The organism is Methylobacterium sp. UNC378MF (assembly GCF_900103195.1).
Taxonomy (GTDB): Bacteria; Pseudomonadota; Alphaproteobacteria; order Rhizobiales; family Beijerinckiaceae; genus Methylobacterium.
Genome location: NZ_FMWU01000013.1, coordinates 32,004 through 58,063 on the forward strand (window position 1 = coordinate 32,004; position 26,060 = coordinate 58,063).

Consider the following 26,060-nt stretch of genomic DNA (forward strand, 5'->3'; position numbering starts at 1 on the left):
CGGCGCCGGATGGGCCGGACCGCTGGTCCCAGATGCGCTCTGGGATCGACGAATCAGCCCGTGACTGTTCAGTTCACACCACGCGACCCGCTCGAACCCGCGTCGTCACAGGCTCAAGCCTGATCCAGGCCGTATAGCGAGTGAAGCGTGCGCACGGCAAGCTCCGTATAGGCAGCGTCGATCAGCACGGAGAACTTGATCTCCGAAGTGGTGATCGCGCGGATGTTGATGCCCTTCTCGGCCAGCGCCCGGAACGCCTTGGCGGCGACGCCCGCATGGCTGCGCATGCCGACGCCGATCGCCGACACCTTCACTACGTCGGTGGCGCCTTCAATCTGGGCGTAGCCGATCTGCGTGCGCGCCTCGTCGAGGATGGCGCGCGAGCGCTGATACTCCGAGGCCGGCACCGTGAAGGTCATGTCGGTGGTCGATTGGTCGCCCGACACGGTCTGGATGATCATGTCGACGTTGATGTTGGCGTCGGCCAGCGGCCCGAAGATGGCGGCGGCCACGCCGGGGCTGTCCTTGACCCGGCGCAGGGTGATCTGCGCCTCGTCCCGGGAGAAGGCGATCCCGGTGATGATCTGCTGTTCCACGATATCGTCCTCGTCGCAGATGAGGGTGCCCGGGCGCGCGGCGTCCGGCGAATCGAAGGAGGACCGAACCGTGGTCGGCACCCGGTGGACCATGGCGAGCTCCACCGAGCGGACCTGCAGCACCTTGGCGCCGAGGGAGGCCATCTCCAGCATTTCCTCGAAGGTCACCCGCTCCATGCGGCGAGCCTTCGGCACGATGCGCGGATCGGTCGTGTAGACCCCGTCCACGTCCGTGTAGATGTCGCAGCGCTCGGCCCCGATCGCGGCCGCGATCGCCACAGCCGAGGTGTCGGAGCCGCCGCGGCCCAGGGTCGTGACCCGGCCGGTCTCCGCGTGGACGCCCTGAAAGCCGGCGATCACCGCGACCTCGCCCTTGGCGAAACCCGCCTCGAGGTTCTTCGGATCGATCTCGGCGATCCGGGCCGAACCGTGCGCGTCCGAGGTTACGACCGGGATCTGCCAGCCCTGCCAGGAGCGAGCCTTGATCCCGTCCTTCTGCAGCGCGATCGCCAGGAGGCCGGCGGTGACGAGTTCGCCCGAGGCCACGACGGCGTCGTACTCGCGCGGGTCGTAGAGCGGGTTTGCGTCCTTGACCCAGTCGACCAGTTCGTTGGTCTTGCCCGACATGGCCGACACGATCACCGCGACGTCGTATCCGGCCGTCACCTCGCGCGCGACGTGACGCGCCACGTTGCGGATGCGGTCGACGTTGGCGACGGAGGTGCCGCCAAATTTCATCACCAGACGGGGCATTGTCTCTCGGTCGCAGGTTCCCGGTGGCGATTGGACGGACCGCTGCAGCCCTGTCCGGACGGTGCCCGGCGGGTACAAGCGGCTCGGTAGAGTGTCAACAACCGGCCGAGCATGGCGCCTGCGCGCCGCGGCGACTTCCGTGCCGTCTCCATGCTAGAGCGCCGGCACGACGCATCGCGGCGGATCCTGCCCGCCCGGCCGTACCGAATTGACGGGCGGGGCCGGGTCGAGGCGACGCCGGCATCAGGACGGGACGCGCATGGACAGGGCAGCCACGGATCCGGTCGCGGAGGGGTTCGTCGACCGCGACGAGGTCGCGCGTTTCGACGCGCTGGCCGCCACGTGGTGGGACGAGACCGGCCCGATGCGCGTCCTGCACCGGTTCAACCCGGTGCGGCTTGCCTATATCCGCGATGCGCTCTGCCGGCGATTCGGGCGTGATCCGCGCGCACCCTTCCCACTGGAGGGATTGTCGGTCTGCGACGTCGGCTGCGGCGGCGGCGTCCTGTCGGAGCCCCTGGCCCGGCTCGGCGCGCGCGTGACCGGGCTCGATCCGGCTGAGCAGAACATCGCGGTGGCCAAGGCCCATGCCGAGGCGGCAGGCGTGCCGGTTGATTATCGTGGGCAGACTATCGAGGCGGTGGTCGCCGGCGGCGAGAGCTTTGACGCGGTGCTGATCATGGAAGTGGTGGAGCACGTCTCCGACATGCCGGCCTTTGTGCGGACCGCCTGCGCGGCGGTGAAACCCGGCGGGTTGCTGTTCGGGGCTACGCTCAACCGGACGCTGCGCTCCTTCGCGCTCGCCATCGTCGGAGCCGAATACGTGCTCGGCTGGCTTCCGCGGGGCACGCATGACTGGCAGAAATTCGTGACGCCAGAGGAACTCGCCCGCGCCGTCCGGGCGGGCGGCCTCGCTGTCACCGACACGGTAGGTGTCGTCTACAACCCGCTTACCGACAGCTGGCGCATTAGCCACGACAAGGCAGTGAACTATATGGTCGCGGCCGAGCGGTCTGCTTGAACGGATTGCGCCTCTCGCCGCTGGCAACGCGGGGGATGAGGCGGCGATGCTCGAGAAGATCCCCGGTGCGATCGGCGCAGTCCTGTCAGGGCTGAAGGCGGCCCTGGACAACACGGTGTCCCGGGCGAATCTCGCCGACATCCCCGAGAGCCTGACGCCGCCGAGCCCCGGGCGCGCGGAATGGCTGCCCCCGGATCCTGCCGCCGACCATAGGCCAAACGATTACGTCTTCCGGATCTACGCGCTCCAGGAGCCTTAGCCCTGGCCAAGGCGCCGGGCCGAGGCGCGCTCCTAAAATTCATGCGCGGACATGTCCTCGCGAAAAGCACGCCGACAGGCGTTTACCATCGACCATGATCAAGCGGTAACCGCAACGATACAGCTCTGCCCGGCCCGCCCCGCGCGTTGTGCAGCATCTGTGATCTCCGTATTGTGTCGACCAGAAAAGTGGTCTGGGCAGACCAACGGGACATGGCTGGAGACCGAGCCTGTGGGCGTCGACGTGCGCACGAAGCGGCGGAGCGGCAGCAATGTGGCGCGCGCGCTGGCTGCCTCTGATGTCGGGACTTGGACCTGGCACATCACCGACGACGTTCTCCGATGCGATGCCGTCGCCGCGACGATCCTGGGTCTGCCCAGGACCAGGAATGGCAGCGGGACCACCTTCGCAGCGTTCTTGGAGCGGATCCACCCTGAGGATCAGCGGCGGATCGGATCGATTATCGACGACCTTCGCCGACAGGGTGGTCTGTACATCGCGCAGTACCGAACAGTGCCGCAGCCCGGCGAGATCCGCTGGGTCCTGGCGCGCGGCCGCTTCATCCGGAACGCGCAGGGCATCGTTGGCGAAGCCCATGGGATCGTCATTGACGTGAGCGCGTGCAGCCGGGACGGCTTCCTGGACGAAGCCGCGTTCTGCGCAACTGATGTGGCAGCGGGGGGCATCGACCGTATCGCCGAAATGGCGCTGGCTCTGTACGGCGCCGCCGAGGATGGTCTGCCCCGACCGGGCTTCGAGCGTCTGAAGCCGCTGCTCGACCTGCTGTTGCACGAGATTGGCCGGCAACTTGCGGTCGCGCCGGCGGTGCCGGACCTCGACAGGATTCATTGAGGCGCGCGGGCGGCACGATGGCCCGCCGCGCCTTGCCTTCGCGGGGCGAATCCTGATATGGCCGCGCCACCCCGCGATGCGTGAGCCGTGATCGCTGGACGCGACATCGCGTCCCGCCTCGCGACCACGTTCCCGATATCTTACCCATGGACGGCCCTCCGGGCTCGAGAGACCGATGAAGATTCGCAACTCCCTCAAGTCCCTGCGTGGCCGCCACCGCGACAACCAGCTCGTGCGTCGCAAGGGCCGGGTCTATGTGATCAACAAGACCCAGAAGCGCTTCAAAGCCCGCCAGGGCTGAGACGGCCCCGCCCGGCCGCGTCGGGTCCGGACCGTTTCGATCAGGGGGATGGCCGTACCCGAATGGGTGCGGCCGTTTCCGCATGCGCGCGGCACCGCGGCACGTTGACGGATGCGGGCCTGACGCACAGTCTGGCCGCATGATGCCGAGCCGCCTCCCCGTCGCCCTGGTCTGCCTGTCGATCCTCGCCGTGCAAGCTTCGGTGGTGCAGGCGGCGCCGGACACGGCGCGTCCCGGTCGCGCCGCTCCCGAGGCGAAGCCGGTGCCAAAGCCACCGAGCCTCGACGATCTGTTCGCGCGCCTCCGCGCCAGCGAGGATCCCGCGGAAGCCAAGGGCGTCGCCCAGCTCATCGAGCGGCGCATGGCCGGGTCCGGCAGTCCGACCGCCGACCTCCTCACCGACCGGGCCCGTCAGGCCGTCACCGCCCACGACTTCGACCTGGCCGCCGAGTTGATGGATCGCGTCACCGTCCTCGAACCGAACTGGTCTGAGGGCTGGAACCGACGCGCGACGGTGTTCTGGCTTCTGTCCGACAAGGACGACGCCTTGGCGAATCTGCAGCGGGCCCTGGTGCTGGAGCCGCGCCACTTCGAGGCCTGGGCCGCGATGGGCCGGATCTACGAATCGATCGACGACAAGGCGCGGGCCCTGGCCGCCTTCCGGCGGGCGCGGGCACTGTACCCGCAGATGGAGAAAATCGGCGAGGCGATCAACCGTCTCACTCCGGAGGTCGACGGCCGCGACCTGTGACCCGGGTGATCGCTGTCCTCCTCACCGTCCTGGCATTACCGCTCGCCCTGACCAGCCTCGTCCTGGCAGTCGGCGCGCTGGCGACCTTGGTGATCACGGTCCGGGTCGGCCATGCTAATCCGCCTGCGGGACCGTTCGTCGCGATCGGCGGTGGGCGGCTCGCGACTCTGCAGGACGGCCCGGCCGACGGGCCGCCCATCGTGATCCTACACGGAGCCTCGGCCAACGCGTCCGATCCGATGGAGGGCGTCGGGCGTCGCTTGGCCGCGCAGGGCTTCCGGGTCATCGCCTTTGACCGGCCGGGCTCCGGCTGGAGCGATCGGATCGCCGGAGGTGACGCCGCGGCCCCGTCCGTGCAGGCCGGGATGATCGCGGAAGCGCTGCAGCGCCTGGGTGTCGGCCCGGCGATCGTCTTCGGCCATTCCTGGGCCGGCGCGCTCGCCCTCGCCCTTGCCCTCGATCACCCGGAACGGGTCTCGGCCCTCGCCCTCGCTGCGCCCGTGGCGATGCCGATGCCGGACCGCGTGAAGGATCTGCCTTGGTACTGGCGTATCGTGGTCAAGCCGCCGGTGGCGTGGCTGCTCAGTCGGACGGTCGGTCCGCCTCTGGCGCAGCATTTTCTGCCCGTGGCGGCGCGGCGAGTCTTCCAGCCGCAACCTCCGCAGGCGGATTACCCGGCACGGGCTCGGTCGGAACTGGTCCTGCGACCGGACACCCTACTTGCCAACGTCCAGGATCTGCTCGGCCTGTCGCACGCCCTCGCAGCGCAGAGTCCCCGCTACGGCGAGATTCGTATACCCACCCTGGTGATCTCCGGCGAAGCCGACCCGATCGTCCGCGCCGACACGCAGGCGGTGCCACTCGCGCGAGCGATCCCGGGCGCGCGGCTCGTGCTGCTGCCGGGCATCGGTCACATGCTCCAATATGTGGCCGCCGAGCGTCTGACGGAGGAGATCACCCGGCTGGCCGGTACGACGGGCACGACCGGTCGGGAGCCGACCGTCGCGCATTGAGGCGCCGGGCGACCGGGCACGGCGATTCGCCCCATTCGTCGTTTCCGCGGTCATTCCAGGGCGCCGTCAGGCGAGCCGGGGACCCAGGACCGCCGCCCATGCCATTGCTGGGCGCCTTCGGCGCCTCCGGATCCCGAGCGACGCCCCGGCACCACGCAGTGCCGGGGATCAGATCCCGCGTTACGCCTTCTCAGCGTGCTCGCGGGTGATGAAGGTCAGCCGCACGAGGTTGGTGGCGCCCGGCGTGCCGAACGGCAGACCGGCCACGACGATCACCCGGTCGCCCACCGCGGCGAACTTCTCGCGCACGGCGAACTTGGCGGCGCGGAACGACATGTCGTCCACGTCGCTGGCGTCCTTGGTGACGATCGGGTGCGTGCCCCACGCCATGGCGAGGCGCCGGGCGGTCTCACGCCGGGGCGTCAGCGCGATCACGGTGGCGTTCGGGCGCTCGCGCGACAGCCGCAGGGCCGTGGAGCCGGAATTGGTCCAGGCCATGATCGCGTCGAGGCTCAGCGCGTCGACCATCTGGTGGGCCGCCGCCGCGATGGCGTCGGCCGCCGTCTCGTCGGGAGTCGCGCTCTGCGCCCGGATGATCGACCAGTAGATCGCGTCCCGCTCCACCTGCTCGGCGATGCGGTTCATGGTCTCGACGGCCCCGATCGGGTGGGCGCCCGAGGCGCTCTCCGCGGAGAGCATCACGGCGTCGGCCCCCTCGTAGACCGCCGTGGCGACGTCTGAGACCTCGGCGCGGGTCGGGACAGGCGCGGTGATCATCGATTCGAGCATCTGGGTTGCCACGACCACCGGCTTGCCGTAGCGCCGGGCGCCGCGGGTGATCCGTTTCTGCACGCCCGGGACCTGCTCCAGGGGCATCTCAACGCCGAGATCCCCGCGGGCGACCATCAGCCCGTCGGAGATCTCGATGATCTCGTCGAGGCGTGCCAGCGCCTGCGGCTTCTCGATCTTGGCCATGACCAGGGCGCGCCCGGCGCAGACCTTCTTCACCTCGGCCACGTCCTCGGGCCGCTGGACGAAGGACACGGCGATCCAGTCGGCGCCGGCATTCAGGCCGGCATCGAGATCCGCCCGATCCTTATCGGTCATGGCCGGCACCGGGATCACGGTGTGCGGCAGGGACACGCCCTTCCGGTTGGAGATCCGGCCGCCGACCTCGACGCGGGTCACGGCCCGGTTGTGCGACGTCTCGACTACGGTCAGCCGCAGCTTGCCGTCGTCGAGCAGGATGGCGTGGCCAGGCTCCAGCGCCTCGAGGATCTCGGGATGCGGCAGGTGGCAGCGGGCGGCATCGCCCGGCGTCGGGTCGCCGTCGAGCACGAAGGTCGCGCCGGCCTCGATCATCGCGGCGCCCTCCGCGAAGGTGCCGAGCCGCAGCTTCGGCCCCTGCAGGTCGACCAGGATGCCGATCGGCCGCTTGGCCTCGCGCTCGATGGTGCGGATCGCCTCCACCTTCTCGGGAAGCTTCTCGCGCGGCAGGTGGCTCATGTTGAGCCTGAACACGTCCACGCCCGCGCGGAACAGCCGCTCGATCATCTCCGGCGAATCGGAGGCCGGACCGAGGGTGGCGACGATCTTCGTGCGGCGTGACCGTTTCAAGCGTATTCCTCCGGTTGTTCGTTGCCGCGCAGCGTCGAGCGCCGGCGGTTCGAAGATCTGGCTCGAAGAGCGCAGATCGGCTGTGAGCATCCCGTGCCGGACAACGTCAAGGCTGAAGTCTCGGCCGCCGCCTTCACATTACGGTTTCGCCGGCGCGTCAGCCCGGTTGGGATCGGTGAGCTGGATGGTCCAGCTCTTCTGCTCGCCGGTATCGACTTCGAAGAAGCCGTTCCGGTCGTAGCCGCGGGCGAGACAATCCTCGATGCCGCGAATCGTGAACTCCGAATCGCGGGTGCACATGAGCGAACGGCCGCTCCACTCGCCGCCGCGCGTGTAATCGACCGCGAAGACGTAGTAGAACCGTGCCGCCAGCGCGCCCTTGAGCAGCGTCTCGCAGGCCTTCGGCGCCAAGTCCCACCAGCCCTCCGTCACCCAGCCCTGGGGGTCGCGGTAGCCCAGCGAGATCCCGACCTTGCTGGCAGTCTGGTTGCACAGACGCAGGTCCGCTCTGGCGGGACTCGCGGCGAGGAGCGCGAGGCCGAGGACCGTGACTGCCGGGAGGAGCTGAGCCGCCGAGACGCCGGACCTAGTTGACGAGGATGATGCGGCAATCGTTGACATTGGTACAGGTCGGACCGGGGTTCACGAGATCGCCGAGGGCCGCGAAGAAGGCGGTGGAGTCGTTCTGCTCCAGCATCGCGGCCGGGTCGAGGCCGGCGGCCCGGGCCCGCTCCAAGGTCGTCGGGTCGACGAGACCGCCCGCCGGGTCGGTGGCGAGGCCCCGTCCGCCGTCGGTCCCATCGGTGTCGGCGCTGATCCCGAAGATGCCGGGCTCTCCGTCAAGCGCCACCGCCAGCGCCAGGGCGTATTCCTGGTTCGGGCCGCCGTGGCCCTCGCCGCGGATGGTGACGGTCAGCTCGCCGCCGGAGATCAGCGCGACGCGCCGGCCCGCCGCCTTGTGGCGCTTCGCCTCGACCGCGTGCTCGGCCGCGACCTCGCGGGCCTCACCCTCCAGATCGGCGCCCAGAAGAATCGGCTCGTAGCCGGCGGCCCGGGCCGCCTCGGCGGCGGCGTTCAGGGCGTCGATCGGCCGGGCAATGATGCGGTACTCGGCCCGGGCGAAGGCGGGATCGCCGGCCTTGGGCGTCTCGTTGTTCGGGTCGTTGAGGAGGCGCACCGCCTCCTCGGGCAGCGGGATGCCGCGCTTCTCGCAGATGGCCCGGGCATCCGCCAGGGTCGACGGGTCGGGCACGGTCGGCCCGGAGGCGATCACCGCCGGATCGTCGAAGGGCACGTCGGAGATCGCCAGGGTCAGCACGCGCCGGGCGTTGCGGGCCGCGAGGGCGAGCCGGCCACCCTTGATCCGCGAGATGTGCTTGCGCACCGTGTTGATCTCGCCGATCGGCGCGCCGGAGCGGAGCATCGCCCGGGTGATCGCCTGCTTCTCGACGAGGGTCAGGTCGCCGGCCGGGGCGATCCAGTTGGCCGAGCCGCCACCCGAGAGCAGCACCAGGACCTCGTCGTCCGGCCCGGCCTCGGTGGCGAGCCGCAGCGCCTCCCGGGTCGCCGAGATGCCGGCCTCGTCGGGGACGGGGTGACCCGCCTCGACCATGTGGATGCCCGGCGCGTCTTGCCCGTAGCCGTGGCGCGCCACCGCGAGGCCGACGATCCGGTCGTCACCGAGCCCGTGCTTCTGGCGGTAGAAGCGGCTCGCCACGGCGCTCATGCTGCCGGCGGCCTTGCCGGCGGCCAGGATGATCAGACGCCCCGGGCTCGGCTCCGGCAGGTGCGGCGGCAGGCAGAGATCCGGATGGGCGGCGCGGATCGCGGCCGTGAGGATCGAATCGAGGAGTGCGCGCTGGTCCCGGTTGGCCGCGTCGGTGACGGGCGGAACGGTCTCGGTCATGGCGTCGAACGGGCTCCTCTCTCCATTGTGTCGCGCGATCCCCGCCCGTTTCTTCCCTGGGCGGCGGGCCCGTTTCTTGCCGTGAACGCACGATCCTTGATAGGTGATCTGCCCGAGCGGCCGCGCGACGGCAAGCGCCATCGGCGCCCTCGCACAGATCTGAAGACCTCGGAGCCCCGTGACCCGATCGGAGACAGAAGCGGCCGTCCCGCCGGCGCATCCCTGCGAGATCCTACCCGGCGATCCCGCCTGTGGCCTCGTCATCGCCTGCGACCACGCCTCGAACTTCGTGCCGCCGGATATCGCACTCGGCGTCCCCGCGTCGGAATACGCCCGGCACATCGCGTACGACATCGGCGCGGCGGCAGTGACGCGCAGCCTCGCGGCGCAGCTCGGCGCCCCGGCGATCCTCACGAACTTCTCCCGCCTCATCATCGACCCGAATCGCGGGCGCGCCGATCCGACTCTGGTGATGCGCCTGTCCGACGGCGCCGTGGTGCCAGGCAACGCCCGGATCGACGAGGCTGGCAAGCAGGCCCGGATCGCCCGCTTCTACGCGCCGTTCGACGCGGCTATCGACGAGGCGATCGCGGCCGCCCAGGCGTCCGGCCGGCCGCCCGTGCTCCTGACCATGCACAGCTTCACGCCATACTGGCGCGGCATCGCGCGGCCCTGGCAGGTCGGAATCCTGTACGACCGCGACGACCGCTTCGCCCGCCCGCTCATCCGCGCCCTGGAGGCTGATCCGGCCGGGCTCACCGTCGGCGACAACCAGCCCTACGGCGGCGGCCTGCCGGGCGACACGATCGACCGCCACGCCACCGTGCGCGGCCTCGCGAACGCCCTTGTGGAGATCCGCCAGGACCTGATCGCCGGAGCGGACGGGCAGGCGGAATGGGCCGCGCGCTTCGCCCGCGTCCTGCGCCCGCTGCTCGCGGCTTGATCTCCGTGCGGCCGGTCCCGAAATCGGGAGCGGCCTGCCCGACCTGAAGAGAGTGCGACCGATGAGCGAGATCGATCCCCGGACCCAGACGGAACTCGAGGCGGCGGTGTTTCGCCGCCTGGTCACGCATCTGCGCAACCGGACGGATGTGCAGAACATCGACCTGATGAACCTGGCGGGCTTCTGCCGGAACTGCCTGTCGAACTGGCTCAAGGATGCCGCCGACGAGACGGGCGTGGCGCTGACCAAGGACGAGAGCCGCGAGGCGGTCTACGGGATGCCCTACGCCGAATGGAAGGCGCGCTTCCAGACGGAGGCGAGTCCGGAGCAGCAGGCGGGCTTCGCGGCCGCGCAGCCCAAGGATCATTGAGGCGGCGACCGGAGTGCGGCGAATCGGCTAAGCTTCCGGTAAGGCCGGCCCGTTAACCACGGGTCCAGGGCGCAACCGCGCCGTGCATTCGGGAGAGCCCCATGAACGCCCATTCGATGCCCACCGCCGCGCAGCGGCCCGGCGGCGACGTCTCGTCGGCCGAGGGTGTGGCCGCGGACGAGCTGAAGCAGTTCATCGAGCGCCTGGAGCGTCTCGAGGAAGAGAAGGCCGGCATCATGGGCGACATCAAGGAGGTGTTCGCCGAGCTGAAGGGTCGGGGCTTCGACGCGAAGGCCGTTCGCACGATCCTGCGCATCCGCAAGCAGGACCACAGCGAGCGCCAGGAGCAGGAGGCGATCCTCGAACTCTACATGCAGGCCCTCGGCATGGCGTAGTCGGACCGGGCGGAAGCCCGGTTCATCCCCACTGCGGCCATCGTCCGGGGGTGCGGGACCGCGGCGGGGGCATCGACGAAGCCCGACTCGGATCGTGCGGCTCGCGGGAGCCCCTCGTCGAGGCCCGCTGACCCGGGCAGTCAGGATGGGCGTGCGAGAGATGGCGCCCTCCACGCGCTCCGCCTCGCGGGCAGGACCATGTGACGCTCAGTGGGCCTCCGCGGCGGCCGGAGAGGCCGGCACGTCGAGGCCGAGGGTGCGGCCGGGGTAGCCGGCGGCATCCCAGTAGCGGGTCTCGCCCACCGTCTGGTAGGCGAGCACCGTGACGTGGCCGGCCGCGTCCGGCTCCGAGCGCAGCTCCGCCCGGGCGAAGGTCGGTGTGCCGCCATTCGCCAGCGCCTCGGTCAGGACGCGTCCGACCAGCCGGCCCTTGCCGGGAATCGTCAGGCCTAGGAGCTGGGCGATCGTCTTGCCGAGATCGGCGTTGCTCGCCGGCACCGGGCTCCGCAGGCCGGCCCGGAAGCTCGGCCCCATCGCACCCATGACGTTGCGGGTATCGGCGCGGGAGAAGCTGCCGTGCATGCCCTGCCCCTGCTGCAGCCCGGTGTCGGAGACCTCGACCCCGCAGGTGGTCGGATCGGCGCAGCCGGTCGAGAAGCTCCGGAAATTGACCACGATGGCCGGCATCGGCGTGAGCGCCGACCCGTCGAGGGCGATCGCCGACAGCGGCAGCGTCCCCGGGATCGGGCCGAGCGCCGCGCTGACGAACAGGCCGCTCACGTAGTCCTGGCGGGACAGCGCCTCGACCACGCGCCGCGCCAGCGCTCGGTCGCCCTCCGGCAGGTAGACCAGATCCGAGCCGCCGTTGGCCGCGACCACGACCGCAGGCTTGGCCGGATCGGCGCCGATCAGGCCGTTGGCGCGGCTCGGGAAGGCGTCGGGACCGAGCTTCGCGCCCTTAGCGTCCGGATCGAACAGGCCGAGCCCGAGGTCGTGCGCGAGGTCGACGGCGAGGAAGCCCGGCGGAAGCTGGCCCTTGGGGACGCCGCGATAGCTCTGCGACGCGGCGAAGCTGGTCGCGCTCTCCTTCGAGATAGTCGAGAAGCCGTGATCGGAGGTGACGATCACGTCGGTGCTCTCAGCGAGGCCCTGCGCCTTCAGCGCGGCCAGGTTGGAATCGGCGTTGCGGATCGCCGCGAGACTGGTCGGCCCGTTGATCCCCGGCACCAGCCGCCCGAGACTGTCGCCCTGGTTATGCTGCGTTCCGTCGGGATCGCGCGACCAGTAGACGAGCACGAACGGCGTCCCGCGGGCCTTGAACAGCGGCAGGACGGCCTTGGTCGCCACGGCGGTGAAGTAGGCCTGCTGCTCGACGTTGGCGGCGAGCGTCCCGGGCACCTCGTCGGTTCCGGCCTGGCCGTTGGCGCCCCGCGTCGGCGCCTGCAGCGGGAGGCCGGCCGCGTTCAGGCGCGTGCCGAGTTCGTCGCCGAGCGGGATGCCGCCTGTCCGGCCCGTACTGTCGTCGACCAGGACGCTGTCCTGCCCGGAGCGCGCCGTATGGTCGAAGACCAGCGAGGGCCCGAGCTTGCCGATGCTGGCGGTCGAGAAGCCCCGGGCGTGGGCCGCCCGCAGGATCGTCTCCTCGTTGAGGTAGTTACCGGCGAAATGCGCGTCGACGTCGCCCAGGACCGGATCGCTCTCCAGGAACGGCGTGAGGCTCTCGCCCGGCCCGGGGACCGGGAAGGCGGTGTAGATCGTGTTCCCGAACTGGCCGGTATCGCCCAGCATGTGGCCCGTCGCCATGGCGGTGGCGTTCGGCATGGTGAAGGTCGGGAACAGAGAGTGGGTGTTGGTGAACCGCACCCCGGCCTTCATCAGGCCGTCCATGGCCGGCGTGGTCGCGGCGCTGACGAGTCCATCGCGCAGCCCGTCGGCGATGAACAGCACGACGTTGCGGGGCTGCGGCTCGGCGCGGGCCGGCCCGGCGATGCTCAGGCCGACGAGGCAGGAAACGAGGGCGCGCCGCATACCGAATCTCCGAGTGATCCGGTCCGCGGCGTGAGCCCGAACGATGACAGACGCGTGACGGATCCCAGGATTCGTGTCCCAAGGCCCCCCCGGAAGGATCCCCTCCCGGCGGGAGGGGAACGGTCTCAGGCCGCGCGCTTGGCGCGGTTCAGCAGCTTGCGGTTGACCAGCACCTCGGCGATCTGAACGGTGTTCAGCGCCGCGCCCTTGCGCAGGTTGTCCGAGACGCACCAGAAGTTCAGGCCGTTCTCCACCGTCGCGTCCTCGCGGATGCGCGAGATGTAGGTCGCGTCCTCGCCGGCCGCCTCGTGGGGCGTCATGTAGCCGCCGTTCTCGCGCTTATCGATCACAAGCACGCCGGGGGCGGCGCGCAGGATCTCGGTGGCCTTCTCGGGGGAGAGCGGACGCTCGAACTCGACGTTGACCGCCTCGGCGTGGCCGATGAAGACCGGGACGCGGACGGCGGTCGCCGTCAGCTTGATCTTCGGGTCGAGCATCTTCTTGGTCTCGGCGACCATCTTCCACTCTTCCTTCGTGTAGCCATCCTCCATGAACACATCGATGTGGGGGATGACGTTGAAGGCGATGCGCTTGGTGAATTTGCCGCCCTGCTTGATCTCGCCGGCGGTGAACACGGCGCGGGTCTGGTTGAACAGCTCGTCCATCGCCTCCTTGCCGGCGCCGGAGACCGACTGGTAGGTCGACACGACGACGCGCTTGATCGTCGCCGCCTCGTGCAGCGGCTTGAGCGCGACGACCAGCTGCGCGGTCGAGCAGTTCGGGTTGGCGATGATGTTGCGCTTGCTGAAGCCCACGATCGCGTCGGCATTCACCTCGGGCACGATCAGCGGCACGTCGGCGTCGTAGCGGAATGCCGAGGAGTTATCGATCACGACGCAGCCCTGCTGGCCGATCCGCGGTGACCACTCCTTCGAGGTCTCGCCGCCTGCCGACATGAGGCAGATGTCGGTGTCAGAGAAGTCGTACGTGTCCAGCGTTTTGACCTTGAGCGTCTTGTCGCCGTAGGAGACTTCCTGACCCTGGCTGCGGCGCGAGGCCAGCGCCACGACCTCGTCGGCGGGGAAAGCCCGCTCGGCCAGGATATCGAGCATCTCGCGGCCCACGTTGCCCGTGGCGCCGACGACGGCGACCTTGTAACCCATCTCTCGTCTCCGCGCGGAAAACCCCGACCGATCCGGGTGCCGCGCCTGTGCCAGTGCAATCGGCCGAAGGATCGTTCGTGCCGGACGAGCCCGCCAAACGGGCTCGGCCGCAGACCCCGTCCTCCGCGGAGGTGGGGGCGACGGCCGGGTCGAGCAAGGCGCGCATGGGCGCGCGCTGTCAAGGCCGCCGAGGGCGCAACACTCGATTCACCCTGCGGCCGGAAACCCGGCGACGGCCGCCGGCACGGAAAGGGAATTCAATCCTTCGGCGCGATCCTGGCCGCCCATCCCGCGGCCCGCGGTCGCTACGGAGAACGCTCCTGACCGGAACAGCGCCCCTCGTCGATCGGATCGGGTTCGGAATCCCGGGCGGCCGGGACGCGCGCGCGCCGGACGCGCCGGGCTCCCCGGCCTCTCTGGGCCTGCGCATCGCCCTTGCCTCAGCGGCGATCGCCCTGCTCTGGGCCCTCCCCCGCTGGCCCGGCGAGATCCCGGCGCTCGCTCCGCCGGCCGCGGAAACCCCCTTCGTCCCCTCCGTTAAGGCCTCGCCGGCGCCGCCCGCGGCCGCGATCGCCCAGTTCGGTCTCGCGGAGCCGGGGCTCGATCCGGTGCGCGTCACCGCCCGGGTCGATCCGCGGACCGGGCTACGCGAGGACACGCTCACTCGCGGCGACGTCGCGGCGATCGAGGCGCCGGCCCTGCGGGTCCAGCTCACTCGCGGACCTCAGTCCGGCGCACCGCCGACGCTTTTCGTCCTGATGGCCCGGCGCGCTGCGAACGGTCCGGCCCTCGACCGGCCCGCTCTGGCGGTCGCACGGACCGGCGCGCGCGGCCAGATCCGCACCAAGTTCGGCGCGGTCGAGACCCTGGACGTGACCTTCGCGGGCCCGTCGCAGCGGACCTGCACCGGCTTCGTCACCCGCGACGCGCCGTTCCAGCTCGACGGGTGGCTCTGCGCCCCCCTGGCGCGCCCGCCGGAGCCGCAGGCGATCGGCTGCATGCTCGACGCGCTGAGCCTCGTCGATCTCGCGGATGCCGACACAACGGCGGCGTTCGGGGCCGCGCCCGATCCGGCAGGCGCGTGCCCGGCGACGGCTGGGACAGAGCCTCCCGGACGGGTCGGATCGCTAATACGGCGGCCGCGAAATAAAAATGAGGCTGGAGTGTGGCAAAACGCACAAGCTCAGCCATAATTGCGGAACAACAGCCTCGCCCAAGCGTCTTATCGTCAAAGGCGGCGAACTGTTAAGCTTCGGCCGCCATACTGATGGCATTCAAGGACAAGGTTGGCCATGCGCTCGCTTAAGATCGCCCTTCTCGGCGTCGTCGCCGCCACCGGCCTCGGCGCTCTGGCCTCCGCGCCCGCCCAGGCCCAGGATGGCTACGTGCCCGGCCCGATCTACCGGGTCAGCCGGCCGCTGCCGATCCGCGTTCGCCCGCGCAGCTGGCTGGACGCCGGCAACGTGCCGCTGACCTCGAACGTTCCGGGTGCCGGCGGCTCGCGCAACCCGGCTCTCAATCCCTACCTGATCGCGGCGTCGAACCAGCTGACCCCGCCCTATGGTCCGACGGATCGCTTCGGCCGCGGCATCCTGCCGGACCCGATCACCAACGGGCCGTTCATCGGCGCCCGCTCCTCGGCGATCCGCAACGTCGACCTGTCCTTCGTCGACCGACTGGATCCCACCTCGCCGCTCTACGGCCGCCCCTACTGAGGCGACCCGCCAGGCAGCATACCGTTCGCGAAGCGCGGGTCCTCGGGCCCGCGTTTTTCGTTGGCGGTCCAGCCCGGCCGCGCCTTCACCGAGGCCGGATATCCTGTATGCCAGGGGCCGCGGGAGCGCGTGGGCTGCCGAGGCCGGGAACTGTGCCATGAAGCCGTTCGACTGGGTGACCGGATATCCGTCGCTGCGGATGCCGATGTTCGGGCGCAACTGCGTTGCGACCTCGCACGCGCTGGCGGCGCAGGCCGGCATTCAGATGCTCCAGGCCGGCGGCAACGCGGTCGACGCCGCGATCGCCACGGCGGCCGCCAAGACCGTCACCGAGCCGTGCAGCAACGGCCTCGGCTCCGACGCCTTCTGCATCCTGTGGGACGGGAAGGCGCTGCACGGCCTCAACGCCTCCGGCGGGGCTCCGGCCGCCTGGAGCCGCGACTACTTCCTGAAGAAGTACGGCGCCGCCGAACGGCCGCCGATGCGCGGTTGGGATTCCGTCACCGTGCCGGGCGCGGTCGGCGCCTGGGCAGCACTGAGCGAGCGCTTCGGCCGCCTCCCCTTCGCTGACCTGATGCAGCCCGCGATCCGCATCGCCGAGCGCGGCTACCTGGCGCCGATCGTGGTCCAGCAGAAATGGGCGGCCGCGGCCCGAATCGACGCGATCACCCGCCAGCCGGGCTTCTCCGAGTTCTTCCTGCCGCGGGGTCGGGCGCCGGATGTCGGCGAGCTGGTAACGTTCCCCGGTGCCGAGAAGACCCTGCGGCTGATCGGCGAAACGAAGGGCGAGGCCTTCTACCGGGGCGAGATCGCCGAGGCGATCGCCGCGCACGCGCAGGCCCACGGCGGCGCGATGACGGCCGCAGACCTCTCGGCGTTCCGCCCCGAATGGGTGACGCCGACCGCGAAGGATTACCACGGGTACACGCTGCACGAGATCCCGCCGAACGGCCAGGGCATCGCGGCGCAGATCGCGCTCGGCATCCTCGAGCAGTTCGACCTCGGCGGCCTGCCGGTGGACGGGCCGGACGCGCAGCACCTGCAGATCGAGGCGATGAAGCTCGCCTTCAGCGACACCTACCGGTACGTCGCCGACCCGCGCGGGATGGAGGTGACGCCGGAGGCCATGCTCGACCCCGCCTACCTCGCCGAGCGCGCCAAGCTGATCGACCGGAACCGAGCCCAGGTCTTCGGGCCGGGCAAGCCGCCAGCGGGCGGGACGATCTACCTCACCGCGGCCGACGAATCCGGCATGATGGTGAGCTTCATCCAGTCGAACTTCATGGGCTTCGGCTCGGGCGTCGTCATTCCGGGCTGGGGCATCTCCCTGCAGAATCGCGGCTACGGCTTCGTGCTCGATCCGGAGAGTCCGAACGTGGTGGCGCCCGGCAAGCGCCCGTTCCACACCATCATCCCGGGCTTCCTCACGAAGGACGGCGCCCCGGTGATGAGCTTCGGCGTGATGGGCGGCAACATGCAGCCCCAGGGGCACGTCCAGACCCTGGTGCGGATGATCGACCACGGCCAGAACCCGCAGGCGGCCTGCGACGCGCCCCGCTGGCGGGTGAACGAGGGTCTCGACATCAACGTCGAAGCGGCGATGCCGGGACCGACGCTGGAGCGCCTTAAGGCCCTCGGCCACCGGCTTGAGGTGATCGAGGACAGCTACCAGGATTTCGGTGCCGGCCAGTTCATCTGGCGGATGGGCGATCCGGCCGTCGAGGGCTACGTGGCGGCGAGCGACCCGCGCCGCGACGGGCAGGCCGCCGTCTGGTGAGGCGCTACTTTACTTGGAGGCTGTCCACCACCTGGCGGAACTTGGCGAGGACGCCGTCGCGCTGATCCTGCCGCACGACGCCGAGGGCGCGAAGATAGCCATCCGGTGCGAACCGGATGGTCTGCATGACCACCACGGGCTGGTTGGTCGGCTGATCGAGGGCGCGGGCCACGATCTCGTGCCAGTCGACGCCGTTCGAGCGGTAGCTCTGCGCCCGCTCGATGACGAAGTCCTTCATGGTCTGGTTCGAGGCCAGGGCGGCGCGGGCGAAACCGTCCCGTTGCTCCGCCCCGGGCGGCTGCTGCACCGCCTGCGCCAGGACGAGGATCGGCTGCTCCAGATTCTGCATCTGGTCCTTGGGCCCGCTGGTGAGGAGGACCGAGTTGCCGGCCATCACCCGCACCGGCCGGAAGCCCGCCATGTCGGCGATGCGGAAGGGCAGCGCGTCGACCTGCTGGGTCAGCGACAGGGCCGGCCGGAGGGTGACGCCCGTCACCATCTTGCGCATCGACGCCTCGGTCTCGGCGTCGGGCAGCGCCTGGGCGATGATCAGCCCGGTCACCGTCGGCGTGCCGACCACGAGGATCCACTTCCGGATCGCCGGCGCGGACGAGCCGGGATCGGCGGGCTGCTCACCGGTGTAGAGCATGCCCTCGTTGTCGCCGATCTTCACCTCCTCGCGCTTCTCGACCGCGAAGCCCTGGCTCAGCAGGTTGGCGTCGGTGAAGCCGCTGACGAGTTCCGCGAAAGCGTTCGGGGGCAACTCGACGACCGACACGGTCGCGCCGCCCTCCTTCCGCTCGAAGCCCGAGAAGCGCCGCGACAGCGACATGTCAGCGGGCGGGTCGAAGCCGAAGCGCGAGCCCGCGGGATAGACAGGATCGCCGGCCCGGGCGGCCGAGCCGAGGCTGGCCGCCAGCGCGGCTGCGCACAGAACCCGTCCGAGACGCAGCGTCAGGTTGCGCATCCGCATCGAAAACCGGTTCTCCTGGTGGATCCAACTTGGGGTTAGTCCGCACGCGATGGGTCTGCCGGGCGACCTGTTCTGTCAAGCCGGCAACGCGGCGCGCCTGCCATCACGATGAAGAGAAACCGGCAAACCCGGCGGCGGAGCCGATCCCGAGGACGTTGGCGCAGAGATTCCACCGGGAGAAGATCGAGCCGAGGAAAAGCTGGCCCGGCAGGGTCACGCGGAAGGCGTCCAGGGTCGGGGTTTGAACGAGCCCGCTGCCATCGATGATCGCGGCGGCCGCGAGGGCGGCGAACAGGCAGGCCCAGCCCTGCTTGAGCCCGGAAGGGACGAACTCGTGCAGCCCAGCCCTGACGCCGCCGCGCCAGGGCCGCCTCCCGAAGGCGGGCCTTGTCCGCGACGAAGCCCGCGAGCGCCGGCCAGTGCAAGGCCGGGCTGGCGCGGCCGCCCGGGACCGCGGACGGCGCCCGGTCCGGGTCTCGTTCGCGCGTCATGGCGCGGCCGGCACCGTGACGCGCCGCAGGGTGAGGTTGCAGCGGCCGCCCGGCGGCAGGAACGCGGGCGCGTCCGCCGCCAGCAGGTCGCCGTCCGGGTAGAGCCGGTCGATGCCGTGGAAGACCAGCCGGGAGGCGCCGCCCATTACCAGCGCGTCGCCGGCCTGCAGCCGGATCGAGCGGGTCGAGTCCGACCGGCTCAGGCCGCCGTAGCGGAACAGTGCCGCCGCGCCGAGGGACAGCGACAGGACCGGCGCGGCGAGATCGGCCTCGTCGCGATCCTGGTGGAGACCCATGCGGGTGCCCGGCGCGTAGAGGTTGATGAGGCAGGCTTCCGGCGGCGCCGGATAGGCCGCCAGCGCCGCCCAGGCCGCGCGAGCAGTCGGCGGCAGGGCCGGCCAGGGCCGACCAGTCTCGGGATGGTCGGGCTGGTAGCGGTAGCCAGCGACGTCCGAGACCCAGCCGAGGGGGCCGGCATTCGACATCCGCACCGAGAACGGCTTGCCCGTGCGGGGCATCCGCGGCGTCACGGGTGGCGCCTCGGCGAGGATCGCGGCGATCTCGGCGGCGAGCCGCGCGCGGGCGGCCGCGCCGAGGTAGCCCGGATGGTGGATCAGGCCGGGAGCGAGTTCCGTCGCCACTCAGCGGCCCGCGTCGATGTCCTGCTCCAGCACGGACTTCGACGCAACCGTGGTGTCGGCGTTCAGGCGGTAGACCAGCGGCACGCCGGTCCGGATCTGAAGATCCGGCACCTGCGCCTCGGTCAGGCCGTCGAGCACCATCACCAGGGCGCGCAGCGAGTTGCCGTGGGCCGCCACCAGGACCCGCCGGCCAGCCATCACGCGCGGCAGGATCGCCGCAACGTAGCAGGGCAGCACCCGCGCGGCCGTGTCCTTCAGGCTCTCGCCGCCGGGCGGCCGCACGTCGTAGCCCCGGCGCCAGGCGTGGACCTGCGCGTCGCCCCAGCGGGCGCGGGCCTCGTCCTTGTTGAGGCCGGAGAGATCGCCGTAATCGCGTTCGTTCAACGCGCGCTCGCGCAGGATCGGGATATCGGAGAGGCCCATCTCCTCCAGAATTAGCGCGCAGGTATGCTGCGCCCGGATCAGCTCGGAGGTGAAGGCCACGTCGAAGCCGTAGCCATCCCGCCTCAACTCGCGCCCGGCCGCCCGGGCCTCGGCGACGCCGCGCTCGGTCAGGTCCGGGTCGCGCCAGCCCGTGAACAGGTTCTGGCGGTTCCACTCGCTCTGGCCGTGCCGGACGAGGACGAGCAGCCGCTCCATCGAGGCCGCGCCGCCGGTCACAGGCCGAGCACGTCGGTCATTGTGTAGAGTCCCGGCGGCTTGGGATGCGCCCAGAGCGCGGCCTTGACGGCGCCGGCGGCGAACAGGCCCCGGTCGGCGGCGTGGTGGCTGATCGTCAGGCTCTCGCCGGTGCCGGCGAAGATCACGCTGTGGTCTCCCACGACGCTGCCGCCCCGGAGGGTGGCGAAGCCGATATCGCCGGGCCGGCGGGCGCCGGTATGCCCGTCCCGGGTGGAGACCCGGACCGCCTTCAGGTCGACGCCGCGGCCCTCCGCGGCGGCCTCGCCCAGCATCAGCGCGGTGCCTGAGGGCGCGTCCACCTTCATCCGGTGGTGCATCTCGCAGATTTCGATGTCGAACTCGTCGCCGAGGGCCTTGGCGACCCGGCTGACCAGGGCAGCCATCAGGTTGATGCCGAGCGACATGTTGCCCGACTGCACGATGCGGGCGTGGTAGGAGGCCGCCTTTAACCTGGCGAAGTCGTCCTCCGACAGGCCGGTCGTGCCGACGACGTGGACGATGCGCGCCTGAGCGGCCAGCTCGGCGAAGGCCACCGTGGCGGCCGGCGCGGTGAAGTCGAGGACGCCGTCGGCGGCCGCGAAGGCCGTGAGAGCGTCGTCGGTGACGGGCACGTCGAGGGGCGGCAGCCCGGCGAGCACGCCGGCGTCCTGTCCGAGCGCCGGGGATCCCGCGCGCTCGATTGCCGCGGAGAGCGTGCAGCCCTCGGCCTGCGCCACCGCGCGGATCAGCATCCGCCCCATGCGCCCGTCGGCGCCGACCACCACGAGCCGCATTCCGTTCCCCAGCTTGCCATATTCATGCGCAGGGACCGGGCCGCGGCGGCCCCGCCCCTGTTCGCCTCGCTGTCCGGGCTCCAGCTCCGCCGTGCGGGCGGCGGGAGCCCGGGCGCTCTCACTCCTTCTCGGGGGCGATCTGCTCGAGCCCGCCGATATGTTTCTGCGCGTAGAGCGGCAGGCCGATCTGCTTGATCAGTTCCAGCTGGGTCTCGAGGAAGTCGATGTGGCCCTCCTCGTCCTCGGCCAGATCCTCGAACAGGCGCTTGGACACGCGGTCGTTGATCGAGTCGCAGTACTTCGCGGCTTCGAGGTAGAGGCTGCGCGCCTCGTTCTCGGCGGCGAGATCGGATTCCAGGATCTCCTGGACGTTCTGGCCGATCCGCAGCGGGTCGAGCTCCTGCAGGTTCGGGAACCCGTCGAGGAACAGGATCCGGTCGATGAACCGGTCCGCGTGGTTCATCTCCTCGATCGATTCCTTGCGCCAGAACTTCGCCAGCTCGACGTAGCCCCAGTCATTGAGCATGCGGAAATGCAGCCAGTACTGGCTGACGGCCGTCAGCTCGCTGCGCAGGCCTCGGTTCAGATACTCGATGACCTTGGTGTCGCCCTTCATGCCCCCGTACTCCTTACCGTGATCTCAGGCGGGGGGTAGAAGCATCAGGCAGCGACTCCCTCATCCGCAGTTTGGAACTTCACCAAACTACACGCGCTGGCGCAAGTCGTCGAGCAAGCATGGCTGCCTTCCACCGCCGGCGCTTCGCCCAGCGCGGTCTGCATGATGGCCCGGATCGTGCGGGCGCAGCGTCCGCATTTCGGGCTGCAGCCGAGGCACGCATACACCTGCGCGGGCGTACGCGGGCAGCCCGGGCCAGGCGAAAGGCAGCCGCGGACCGCGCCGTCCGATATGACGTTACAAGAACAGACGATCATGCGCGCCGCAAATCCCGTCATCCCCGCGCCCGCCGCGGTCGTCGACGACCGTCCCGGGCACCCGTTCCAGTTTAGAAGAATTGAAAAGTAGTTGGCTTTTCAATACTTTACCGGTTGCGGTCGACATGGCACCCCCGCTCCGGCGGGTCAAGTGCGTGCGATCAAAGTGCGCCCCAAAGGTCGCGCCGGAGTCGCATCGGAGTCACGGTCGTGCCGCGCCGCGGGTCAGCGGGCGAGTTCACGCAGGCCGAGCCGGATCAGAACCTTGGCCTCGGCACCCTCCCCCGCGCCCTTGAGGGCGGCCGCGATGGCGGCGGCGGCCTGAACCTGCGGATAGCCGAGATTGACGAGGGCGGAGACGGCATCCGCCACCGGCCGGGGCGCGGCGCCCTCCTCCACGGCGCCGGTGAGGGCGACCAGGGCCGGGTCGATGGGCGCGAAGGCCGGGGCCTTGTCCTTGAGTTCGGCGGCGAGCCGCGCGGCCAGTCGCGGCCCGACCCCGGGCGCGCGGCTGATCGCACCCTTGTCGCCGGTGGCGATCGCGGCCGCCAGCGCCTCGGGTTCGAGGACCGACAGCACACCCAGCGCCACGCGGGCGCCGACGCCCTGCACGGTCTGGAGCAGGCGGAACCACTCCCGCTCGGCGTCCGAGCGGAATCCGTAGAGGCGGATCATGTCCTCGCGGACATGGGTTTCGATCGACAGCTCCGCGGGCTCGCCGGCCTTGGGCATGCGCTGGAGCGTCCGCGCCGAGCAATGCACGATGTAGCCGACGCCCGAGACGTCGAGGATCACGAAATCCTCGCCGAACGAGTCCACGACGCCCCTGAGTTTGCCGATCATGCCACGCCCGCCGCTGTCCCGGGTTGCCTACAGAACCGCGGCGGCCTCCGCCAGACGTGCTTGAGCGCGCAGGGAGATCATGAAATCACGGGCGCCGCGCCGGCCGAGCTTGGCCGGTCACGGGGGGGGACGACCATGCGTGCGCGACATCTTGCCTTGTTCGGCCTGCTGAGCCTCGGCGCAGCCGCGGCGGCGGACAATCCGGCCGCCCCGCCCGCTCCGGTAGCGCCCAGCGCGGATCCGACGCAGGTCCGGCCGGGGAGCTACGTGCTCGATCCGGACCACGGCAAGATCACGTGGTCGGTCTCCCATCTCGGCTACTCGACCTATTACGGTCAGCTCACCGGCCTGAACGGCACGCTCCAGCTCGACCCGAAGGCCCCGGATAAGAGCCGGCTCGAAGTGACCGTGCCGCTGAGCGGGGTGCTGACCGGCAGCACGCGGCTGAACGAGCACCTCGCGGCACCCGATTTCTTCGACACGGCCAAGTTCCCGAACGCCACCTTCACGGCCACCAAGGTCGAGCCGACCAGTCCGACGACGGCGCGGATCAGCGGAGACCTGAACCTGCGCGGCACCGTCCGGCCGTTCGCGATCGACGCCACGTTCAACCAGGCCGGCATCCATCCGGTGGATCAGCGCTACACGGTGGGGTTCGACGGCCGCGCGGTCATCAAGCGCTCGGATTTCGGCATCAACGCCTACCTGCCGCAACTCGGCGACGAGGTCAGCCTGCGCATCGAGGGCGAGTTCAAGGCCGCGCCCTGACATCTGGAAGGTCCATCCATCGCGGCCGGAACCGGGGATTCTGGAACGACCGAGCACGCCCGCAGCCGCGTCTCCCTGTCATTCCGGGGCTGCATAGCGGGATCCGGGATCCAGACGCGCCGATGCGCCATGCACGGGCACCGGTAGCGGCTCCGGATTCCGGGCTCGCCTTCGGCACTGCGGAAAGATGGTTCGCAGCGACCGGCGCGGGGGGCCGACGCGCCGAGAACGCCGCTTCCATATGGGGGCCTCTGCCTGCACGCGAGTGGGTCGGGTGACGGCCTGTCGCCGGGGGTGTAGGCAGCCGCCGTCGCGCCGCTGCAGCGAAGGGATGGACCCACATGACCATGCTTCTCCCGAGGGGCACCTGCCGTCGCCATCCCGAGCATGACGGGCGCATCACCGCGCAGGTCGGCGCCATCGTGGAGGCCTGAACCGTGCGGCGTGTCGGTATCCTTGGCCTTGCCCTGGCGATGAGCTTCGCGGGCGAAGCCGCGGCGCAGGTGCCTGCGCCGCCCCCTCCCTCGTCGGCGCCGACCGTGGCAACCTCGCCCCTGGACAATTACGCGGCGGCGGCGGCCACCACGATCATCGCCGAGCAGGCCTGTCCGGGCGTGCAGGTGAGGGCCGGCCAGCTCACGACGCTCCGTCTCGCCGCCCGGGTCAATGCCGGCCAGGAGGCGATGTTGGAGGAGAAGCTGCGGACCCGCGCCACGCAGGTGCGCCAGCAGCTCGCCGCCGATGGCCGCGAGGCCTGGTGCTCCGCGGCGCTGGCGGCTTTCGGTCCGGACGGCACCGTGGCCAAGGGCGTCCTGGCCACCGGCGCCCGGATCCGGTGAATATGCCCCGGCACGGCGGCGCGGATTGACACGGAAGCGGCGCGCCCGTAGTGACCCCGCATGGCGCGCGGCCTCAGCTGGGGTCCGCGCGTTTCGCGTTGTCCGGGCTCAAAGTCCGCGCAATGACTTCAAACAAGAAGCCGGTCCAGGGGCAGCCGCCCCGGAGGCCGTTCGAGAACACGAGAGAACGATGTTCGCAGTCATCAAGACGGGCGGTAAGCAGTACCGCGTCGCCGCCAACGACACCATCACCATCGCCTCCCTGGCAGGCGAGGCCGGCGAGGCCGTGACCTTCGGCGAGGTCCTCCTGTTCGCCGACGGCGCGGGCGCGACCCAGGTCGGCGCCCCGACCCTCTCGGGCATCAGCGTCACCGGCGAGATCGTGCGCCACGGCCGCGACAAGAAGGTCATCGCCTTCAAGAAGCGCCGTCGGCAGAACTCGCGCCGCAAGCGCGGTCACCGGCAGGACCACACGGTCGTGCGCATCACCGGCATTTCGGCCTGACGCACGCCAGACGCTGGGCGCGTCAGGGTCCCTGAGGATCCGATCCGCGACCGCATCCAAGCCAATCAGAATTCGGAGTTCATCCCATGGCACACAAAAAGGCAGGCGGCTCGTCCCGCAACGGTCGCGACTCGGAAGGCCGGCGCCTCGGCGTCAAGAAGTTCGGCTCGGAAGCCGTGATTCCGGGCAACATCATCGTGCGTCAGCGCGGCACCAAATGGCATCCCGGCGCCAATGTCGGCATGGGCAAGGACCATACGCTCTTCGCGCTGGTACCGGGCCATGTCCGCTTCGAGACGCGCCGCGGGCGCGCCTTCGTGGCCGTAGCACCGCTGGCCGAGGCCGCGGAATAACAGGCGGGCGCCTTTGAGGCGAAGCTGGCGTCCCGCCCGGTGTCCCACACCGGACCGGAGACGTCGTTGCCGAGCCCCTGACGGGCCGGTTCGGACGGAACACCGGGGAGGATGGGACGCCATCCTCCCCTTCGTCGTCTTGAGGCGGTGCCCCGGAGCCGGGAATGCCGCCCTGCGAGGGCACGATGTTCCCCGATCTGACCCGTGATGACGTCTTCCGGATCGAGACGCGCCGGCTGTGGCTGCGCTGGCCCACCGCCAAGGACATTCCGGCGATGCTGCGCTGGGCGGGCGAGCCGGAGGTGGCCGAGATGACGGCCCGGATCCCGCACCCCCTCGAACGGCGCGACGTCGAACCCTTCGTGCTCAAGGTGCGCAGCGGCAACGCCGCCGGCACCGGTCTGACGCTGGCGATCACCCAGCGCTCAGCCCCCGCGACGCTGATCGGGTTGGTCGGGCTGTCTGGCGAGGCGGCGGCACCCCATCTCGGATACTGGCTCGGTCGCCCCTGGTGGGGCGACGGGCTGACAGCCGAAGCGGTCCAGGCGCTCGCCGACGCCTATTTTGCCTATGCCGGGGGCGAGCGCCTCCAGGCCCATGCGTTGCCGGACAACCCGGCCTCGCGGCGGGTCCTGGAGAAGACCGGCTTCCGCCGGGCCGGGCGTGCCCTGCGGGCCTGCCCGGCCCGCGGCGGTGACCGGGAGATGGATCTCTTCGGCCTCGACCGTGACGCCTGGATGTCACGCGCGGCTGCGGTCGAGCCGGCCCCGGAACTCGCGATGGCGTGCTGATGCGGCCCG

Annotated in this window: 31 protein-coding genes; 17 read left to right on the forward strand and 14 right to left on the reverse strand. The window is 70.4% G+C overall.

Annotation, left to right across the window (positions count from 1 at the left end):
• Positions 1 to 113: 113 nt before the first annotated feature.
• Positions 114 to 1,349: an aspartate kinase gene (locus tag BLT59_RS14895; RefSeq protein ID WP_091781483.1), complete on the reverse strand. Its 1,236-nt coding sequence runs from the start codon at positions 1,347 to 1,349 to the stop codon at positions 114 to 116.
• Between the two features lie 259 nt (positions 1,350 to 1,608).
• Here BLT59_RS14895 and ubiG point away from each other — a divergent pair, with 259 nt between their 5' ends.
• The 6 genes from ubiG to BLT59_RS14925 all read left to right on the forward strand — a co-directional run bounded on the left by ubiG (position 1,609) and on the right by BLT59_RS14925 (position 5,546).
• Positions 1,609 to 2,370, forward strand: a complete 762-nt coding sequence (ubiG, locus tag BLT59_RS14900) for a bifunctional 2-polyprenyl-6-hydroxyphenol methylase/3-demethylubiquinol 3-O-methyltransferase UbiG (RefSeq protein ID WP_091781486.1) — start codon at positions 1,609 to 1,611, stop codon at positions 2,368 to 2,370.
• 46 nt (positions 2,371 to 2,416) lie between these two features.
• Positions 2,417 to 2,629: a hypothetical protein gene (locus BLT59_RS14905; protein ID WP_244513996.1), complete on the forward strand. Its 213-nt coding sequence runs from the start codon at positions 2,417 to 2,419 to the stop codon at positions 2,627 to 2,629.
• Positions 2,630 to 2,860: 231 nt separating this feature from the next.
• Entirely contained in the window at positions 2,861 to 3,481 is a 621-nt protein-coding gene (locus BLT59_RS14910) for a PAS domain-containing protein (protein ID WP_091781489.1), read from the forward strand.
• Between the two features lie 175 nt (positions 3,482 to 3,656).
• Positions 3,657 to 3,782 (forward strand): type B 50S ribosomal protein L36, encoded by a 126-nt coding sequence (ykgO, locus tag BLT59_RS14915; RefSeq protein WP_003601867.1) that lies wholly within the window; start codon positions 3,657 to 3,659, stop codon positions 3,780 to 3,782.
• 139 nt (positions 3,783 to 3,921) lie between these two features.
• Positions 3,922 to 4,533 (forward strand): hypothetical protein, encoded by a 612-nt coding sequence (locus tag BLT59_RS14920; protein ID WP_091781492.1) that lies wholly within the window; start codon positions 3,922 to 3,924, stop codon positions 4,531 to 4,533.
• A complete protein-coding gene (locus BLT59_RS14925) occupies positions 4,530 to 5,546 on the forward strand; it encodes an alpha/beta hydrolase (protein ID WP_091781496.1) in 1,017 nt (338 codons plus the stop codon). Before BLT59_RS14920 ends, BLT59_RS14925 begins: the two co-directional genes overlap by 4 nt.
• A gap of 180 nt (positions 5,547 to 5,726) precedes the next feature.
• On the opposite strand, the gene pyk is transcribed toward BLT59_RS14925, so the two are convergent.
• The 3 genes from pyk to BLT59_RS14940 all read right to left on the reverse strand — a co-directional run bounded on the left by pyk (position 5,727) and on the right by BLT59_RS14940 (position 9,069).
• Positions 5,727 to 7,163 (reverse strand): pyruvate kinase, encoded by a 1,437-nt coding sequence (gene pyk, locus BLT59_RS14930; RefSeq protein ID WP_091781499.1) that lies wholly within the window; start codon positions 7,161 to 7,163, stop codon positions 5,727 to 5,729.
• A 138-nt stretch (positions 7,164 to 7,301) separates the two neighbouring features.
• Positions 7,302 to 7,784 (reverse strand): DUF1036 domain-containing protein, encoded by a 483-nt coding sequence (locus BLT59_RS14935; RefSeq protein WP_091781502.1) that lies wholly within the window; start codon positions 7,782 to 7,784, stop codon positions 7,302 to 7,304.
• Positions 7,750 to 9,069, reverse strand: coding sequence for a glycerate kinase type-2 family protein (locus BLT59_RS14940; RefSeq protein WP_091781505.1), 1,320 nt, complete (start codon positions 9,067 to 9,069; stop codon positions 7,750 to 7,752). The genes BLT59_RS14935 and BLT59_RS14940 overlap by 35 nt, the downstream gene beginning before the upstream one ends.
• A gap of 178 nt (positions 9,070 to 9,247) precedes the next feature.
• On the opposite strand from BLT59_RS14940, the gene BLT59_RS14945 reads away from it, so the two are divergent.
• From BLT59_RS14945 to BLT59_RS14955, 3 genes are all read left to right on the forward strand, one after another.
• On the forward strand, positions 9,248 to 10,012 hold the full coding sequence (locus tag BLT59_RS14945) for an N-formylglutamate amidohydrolase (RefSeq protein ID WP_091781508.1): 765 nt from the start codon (positions 9,248 to 9,250) through the stop codon (positions 10,010 to 10,012).
• A gap of 61 nt (positions 10,013 to 10,073) precedes the next feature.
• Positions 10,074 to 10,382: a DUF1244 domain-containing protein gene (locus tag BLT59_RS14950; protein WP_091781511.1), complete on the forward strand. Its 309-nt coding sequence runs from the start codon at positions 10,074 to 10,076 to the stop codon at positions 10,380 to 10,382.
• Positions 10,383 to 10,498: 116 nt separating this feature from the next.
• On the forward strand, positions 10,499 to 10,777 hold the full coding sequence (locus tag BLT59_RS14955; protein WP_026604676.1) for a DUF2312 domain-containing protein: 279 nt from the start codon (positions 10,499 to 10,501) through the stop codon (positions 10,775 to 10,777).
• Between the two features lie 207 nt (positions 10,778 to 10,984).
• Here BLT59_RS14955 and BLT59_RS14960 read toward each other — a convergent pair whose 3' ends face one another.
• Together BLT59_RS14960 and BLT59_RS14965 are read right to left on the reverse strand one after the other, a co-directional pair.
• Positions 10,985 to 12,805, reverse strand: a complete 1,821-nt coding sequence (locus BLT59_RS14960) for an alkaline phosphatase family protein (RefSeq protein WP_091781514.1) — start codon at positions 12,803 to 12,805, stop codon at positions 10,985 to 10,987.
• Between the two features lie 125 nt (positions 12,806 to 12,930).
• The gene (locus BLT59_RS14965) at positions 12,931 to 13,968 is read right to left on the reverse strand and encodes an aspartate-semialdehyde dehydrogenase (RefSeq protein WP_091781517.1); all 1,038 of its coding nucleotides are present in this window, start codon (positions 13,966 to 13,968) and stop codon (positions 12,931 to 12,933) included.
• A gap of 608 nt (positions 13,969 to 14,576) precedes the next feature.
• On the opposite strand from BLT59_RS14965, the gene BLT59_RS14970 reads away from it, so the two are divergent.
• From BLT59_RS14970 to BLT59_RS14980, 3 genes are all read left to right on the forward strand, one after another.
• The gene (locus BLT59_RS14970) at positions 14,577 to 15,161 is read left to right on the forward strand and encodes a hypothetical protein (protein ID WP_244513997.1); all 585 of its coding nucleotides are present in this window, start codon (positions 14,577 to 14,579) and stop codon (positions 15,159 to 15,161) included.
• Positions 15,162 to 15,260: 99 nt separating this feature from the next.
• Positions 15,261 to 15,683 (forward strand): hypothetical protein, encoded by a 423-nt coding sequence (locus tag BLT59_RS14975; protein ID WP_020091493.1) that lies wholly within the window; start codon positions 15,261 to 15,263, stop codon positions 15,681 to 15,683.
• Positions 15,684 to 15,840: 157 nt separating this feature from the next.
• A complete protein-coding gene (locus BLT59_RS14980; protein ID WP_091781520.1) occupies positions 15,841 to 17,460 on the forward strand; it encodes a gamma-glutamyltransferase family protein in 1,620 nt (539 codons plus the stop codon).
• Positions 17,461 to 17,464: 4 nt separating this feature from the next.
• On the opposite strand, the gene BLT59_RS14985 is transcribed toward BLT59_RS14980, so the two are convergent.
• From BLT59_RS14985 to ruvA, 8 genes are all read right to left on the reverse strand, one after another.
• Entirely contained in the window at positions 17,465 to 18,433 is a 969-nt protein-coding gene (locus tag BLT59_RS14985) for a hypothetical protein (RefSeq protein WP_091781523.1), read from the reverse strand.
• Between the two features lie 103 nt (positions 18,434 to 18,536).
• Positions 18,537 to 18,773, reverse strand: a complete 237-nt coding sequence (locus BLT59_RS31845) for a DUF2809 domain-containing protein (RefSeq protein ID WP_348272288.1) — start codon at positions 18,771 to 18,773, stop codon at positions 18,537 to 18,539.
• Between the two features lie 147 nt (positions 18,774 to 18,920).
• Positions 18,921 to 19,565, reverse strand: a complete 645-nt coding sequence (locus BLT59_RS14995; RefSeq protein WP_091781526.1) for an alpha-ketoglutarate-dependent dioxygenase AlkB — start codon at positions 19,563 to 19,565, stop codon at positions 18,921 to 18,923.
• A complete protein-coding gene (locus tag BLT59_RS15000) occupies positions 19,566 to 20,204 on the reverse strand; it encodes a 2,3-bisphosphoglycerate-dependent phosphoglycerate mutase (RefSeq protein WP_091781829.1) in 639 nt (212 codons plus the stop codon). It lies immediately after the preceding gene.
• A 17-nt stretch (positions 20,205 to 20,221) separates the two neighbouring features.
• Positions 20,222 to 21,019 (reverse strand): 4-hydroxy-tetrahydrodipicolinate reductase, encoded by a 798-nt coding sequence (dapB, locus tag BLT59_RS15005; RefSeq protein WP_091781529.1) that lies wholly within the window; start codon positions 21,017 to 21,019, stop codon positions 20,222 to 20,224.
• Positions 21,020 to 21,137: 118 nt separating this feature from the next.
• Entirely contained in the window at positions 21,138 to 21,635 is a 498-nt protein-coding gene (bfr, locus tag BLT59_RS15010) for a bacterioferritin (protein WP_012317139.1), read from the reverse strand.
• A gap of 44 nt (positions 21,636 to 21,679) precedes the next feature.
• Positions 21,680 to 21,952, reverse strand: coding sequence for a (2Fe-2S)-binding protein (locus tag BLT59_RS31850; RefSeq protein WP_091781532.1), 273 nt, complete (start codon positions 21,950 to 21,952; stop codon positions 21,680 to 21,682).
• A 225-nt stretch (positions 21,953 to 22,177) separates the two neighbouring features.
• Positions 22,178 to 22,795 (reverse strand): Holliday junction branch migration protein RuvA, encoded by a 618-nt coding sequence (ruvA, locus tag BLT59_RS15020; RefSeq protein WP_091781535.1) that lies wholly within the window; start codon positions 22,793 to 22,795, stop codon positions 22,178 to 22,180.
• Positions 22,796 to 22,930: 135 nt separating this feature from the next.
• On the opposite strand from ruvA, the gene BLT59_RS15025 reads away from it, so the two are divergent.
• The 5 genes from BLT59_RS15025 to BLT59_RS15045 all read left to right on the forward strand — a co-directional run bounded on the left by BLT59_RS15025 (position 22,931) and on the right by BLT59_RS15045 (position 26,051).
• Entirely contained in the window at positions 22,931 to 23,563 is a 633-nt protein-coding gene (locus BLT59_RS15025) for a YceI family protein (protein ID WP_091781537.1), read from the forward strand.
• Positions 23,564 to 24,000: 437 nt separating this feature from the next.
• Positions 24,001 to 24,402 (forward strand): hypothetical protein, encoded by a 402-nt coding sequence (locus BLT59_RS15030; RefSeq protein ID WP_244513998.1) that lies wholly within the window; start codon positions 24,001 to 24,003, stop codon positions 24,400 to 24,402.
• Positions 24,403 to 24,592: 190 nt separating this feature from the next.
• Positions 24,593 to 24,907 (forward strand): 50S ribosomal protein L21, encoded by a 315-nt coding sequence (rplU, locus tag BLT59_RS15035; protein WP_010683509.1) that lies wholly within the window; start codon positions 24,593 to 24,595, stop codon positions 24,905 to 24,907.
• 86 nt (positions 24,908 to 24,993) lie between these two features.
• A complete protein-coding gene (rpmA, locus tag BLT59_RS15040; RefSeq protein ID WP_091781540.1) occupies positions 24,994 to 25,260 on the forward strand; it encodes a 50S ribosomal protein L27 in 267 nt (88 codons plus the stop codon).
• 185 nt (positions 25,261 to 25,445) lie between these two features.
• The gene (locus BLT59_RS15045) at positions 25,446 to 26,051 is read left to right on the forward strand and encodes a GNAT family N-acetyltransferase (RefSeq protein ID WP_091781835.1); all 606 of its coding nucleotides are present in this window, start codon (positions 25,446 to 25,448) and stop codon (positions 26,049 to 26,051) included.
• The last annotated feature ends 9 nt before the right edge of the window (positions 26,052 to 26,060 follow it).

Bases quoted from the DNA above. Each gene is read 5' to 3' on its own strand.
- BLT59_RS14895 (WP_091781483.1), bottom strand. From the start codon at position 1,349: ATGCCCCGTCTGGTGATGAAATTTGGCGGCACCTCCGTCGCCAACGTC.
- ubiG (WP_091781486.1), top strand. From the start codon at position 1,609: ATGGACAGGGCAGCCACGGATCCGGTCGCGGAGGGGTTCGTCGACCGC.
- BLT59_RS14905 (WP_244513996.1), top strand. From the start codon at position 2,417: ATGCTCGAGAAGATCCCCGGTGCGATCGGCGCAGTCCTGTCAGGGCTG.
- ykgO (WP_003601867.1), top strand. From the start codon at position 3,657: ATGAAGATTCGCAACTCCCTCAAGTCCCTGCGTGGCCGCCACCGCGAC.
- BLT59_RS14920 (WP_091781492.1), top strand. From the start codon at position 3,922: ATGATGCCGAGCCGCCTCCCCGTCGCCCTGGTCTGCCTGTCGATCCTC.
- BLT59_RS14935 (WP_091781502.1), bottom strand. From the start codon at position 7,784: ATGTCAACGATTGCCGCATCATCCTCGTCAACTAGGTCCGGCGTCTCG.
- BLT59_RS14940 (WP_091781505.1), bottom strand. From the start codon at position 9,069: ATGACCGAGACCGTTCCGCCCGTCACCGACGCGGCCAACCGGGACCAG.
- BLT59_RS14950 (WP_091781511.1), top strand. From the start codon at position 10,074: ATGAGCGAGATCGATCCCCGGACCCAGACGGAACTCGAGGCGGCGGTG.
- BLT59_RS14955 (WP_026604676.1), top strand. From the start codon at position 10,499: ATGCCCACCGCCGCGCAGCGGCCCGGCGGCGACGTCTCGTCGGCCGAG.
- BLT59_RS14960 (WP_091781514.1), bottom strand. From the start codon at position 12,805: ATGCGGCGCGCCCTCGTTTCCTGCCTCGTCGGCCTGAGCATCGCCGGG.
- BLT59_RS14965 (WP_091781517.1), bottom strand. From the start codon at position 13,968: ATGGGTTACAAGGTCGCCGTCGTCGGCGCCACGGGCAACGTGGGCCGC.
- BLT59_RS14975 (WP_020091493.1), top strand. From the start codon at position 15,261: ATGCGCTCGCTTAAGATCGCCCTTCTCGGCGTCGTCGCCGCCACCGGC.
- BLT59_RS14980 (WP_091781520.1), top strand. From the start codon at position 15,841: ATGAAGCCGTTCGACTGGGTGACCGGATATCCGTCGCTGCGGATGCCG.
- BLT59_RS14985 (WP_091781523.1), bottom strand. From the start codon at position 18,433: ATGCGGATGCGCAACCTGACGCTGCGTCTCGGACGGGTTCTGTGCGCA.
- BLT59_RS15000 (WP_091781829.1), bottom strand. From the start codon at position 20,204: ATGGAGCGGCTGCTCGTCCTCGTCCGGCACGGCCAGAGCGAGTGGAAC.
- dapB (WP_091781529.1), bottom strand. From the start codon at position 21,019: ATGCGGCTCGTGGTGGTCGGCGCCGACGGGCGCATGGGGCGGATGCTG.
- bfr (WP_012317139.1), bottom strand. From the start codon at position 21,635: ATGAAGGGCGACACCAAGGTCATCGAGTATCTGAACCGAGGCCTGCGC.
- BLT59_RS31850 (WP_091781532.1), bottom strand. From the start codon at position 21,952: ATGATCGTCTGTTCTTGTAACGTCATATCGGACGGCGCGGTCCGCGGC.
- ruvA (WP_091781535.1), bottom strand. From the start codon at position 22,795: ATGATCGGCAAACTCAGGGGCGTCGTGGACTCGTTCGGCGAGGATTTC.
- BLT59_RS15025 (WP_091781537.1), top strand. From the start codon at position 22,931: ATGCGTGCGCGACATCTTGCCTTGTTCGGCCTGCTGAGCCTCGGCGCA.
- rplU (WP_010683509.1), top strand. From the start codon at position 24,593: ATGTTCGCAGTCATCAAGACGGGCGGTAAGCAGTACCGCGTCGCCGCC.
- rpmA (WP_091781540.1), top strand. From the start codon at position 24,994: ATGGCACACAAAAAGGCAGGCGGCTCGTCCCGCAACGGTCGCGACTCG.
- BLT59_RS15045 (WP_091781835.1), top strand. From the start codon at position 25,446: ATGTTCCCCGATCTGACCCGTGATGACGTCTTCCGGATCGAGACGCGC.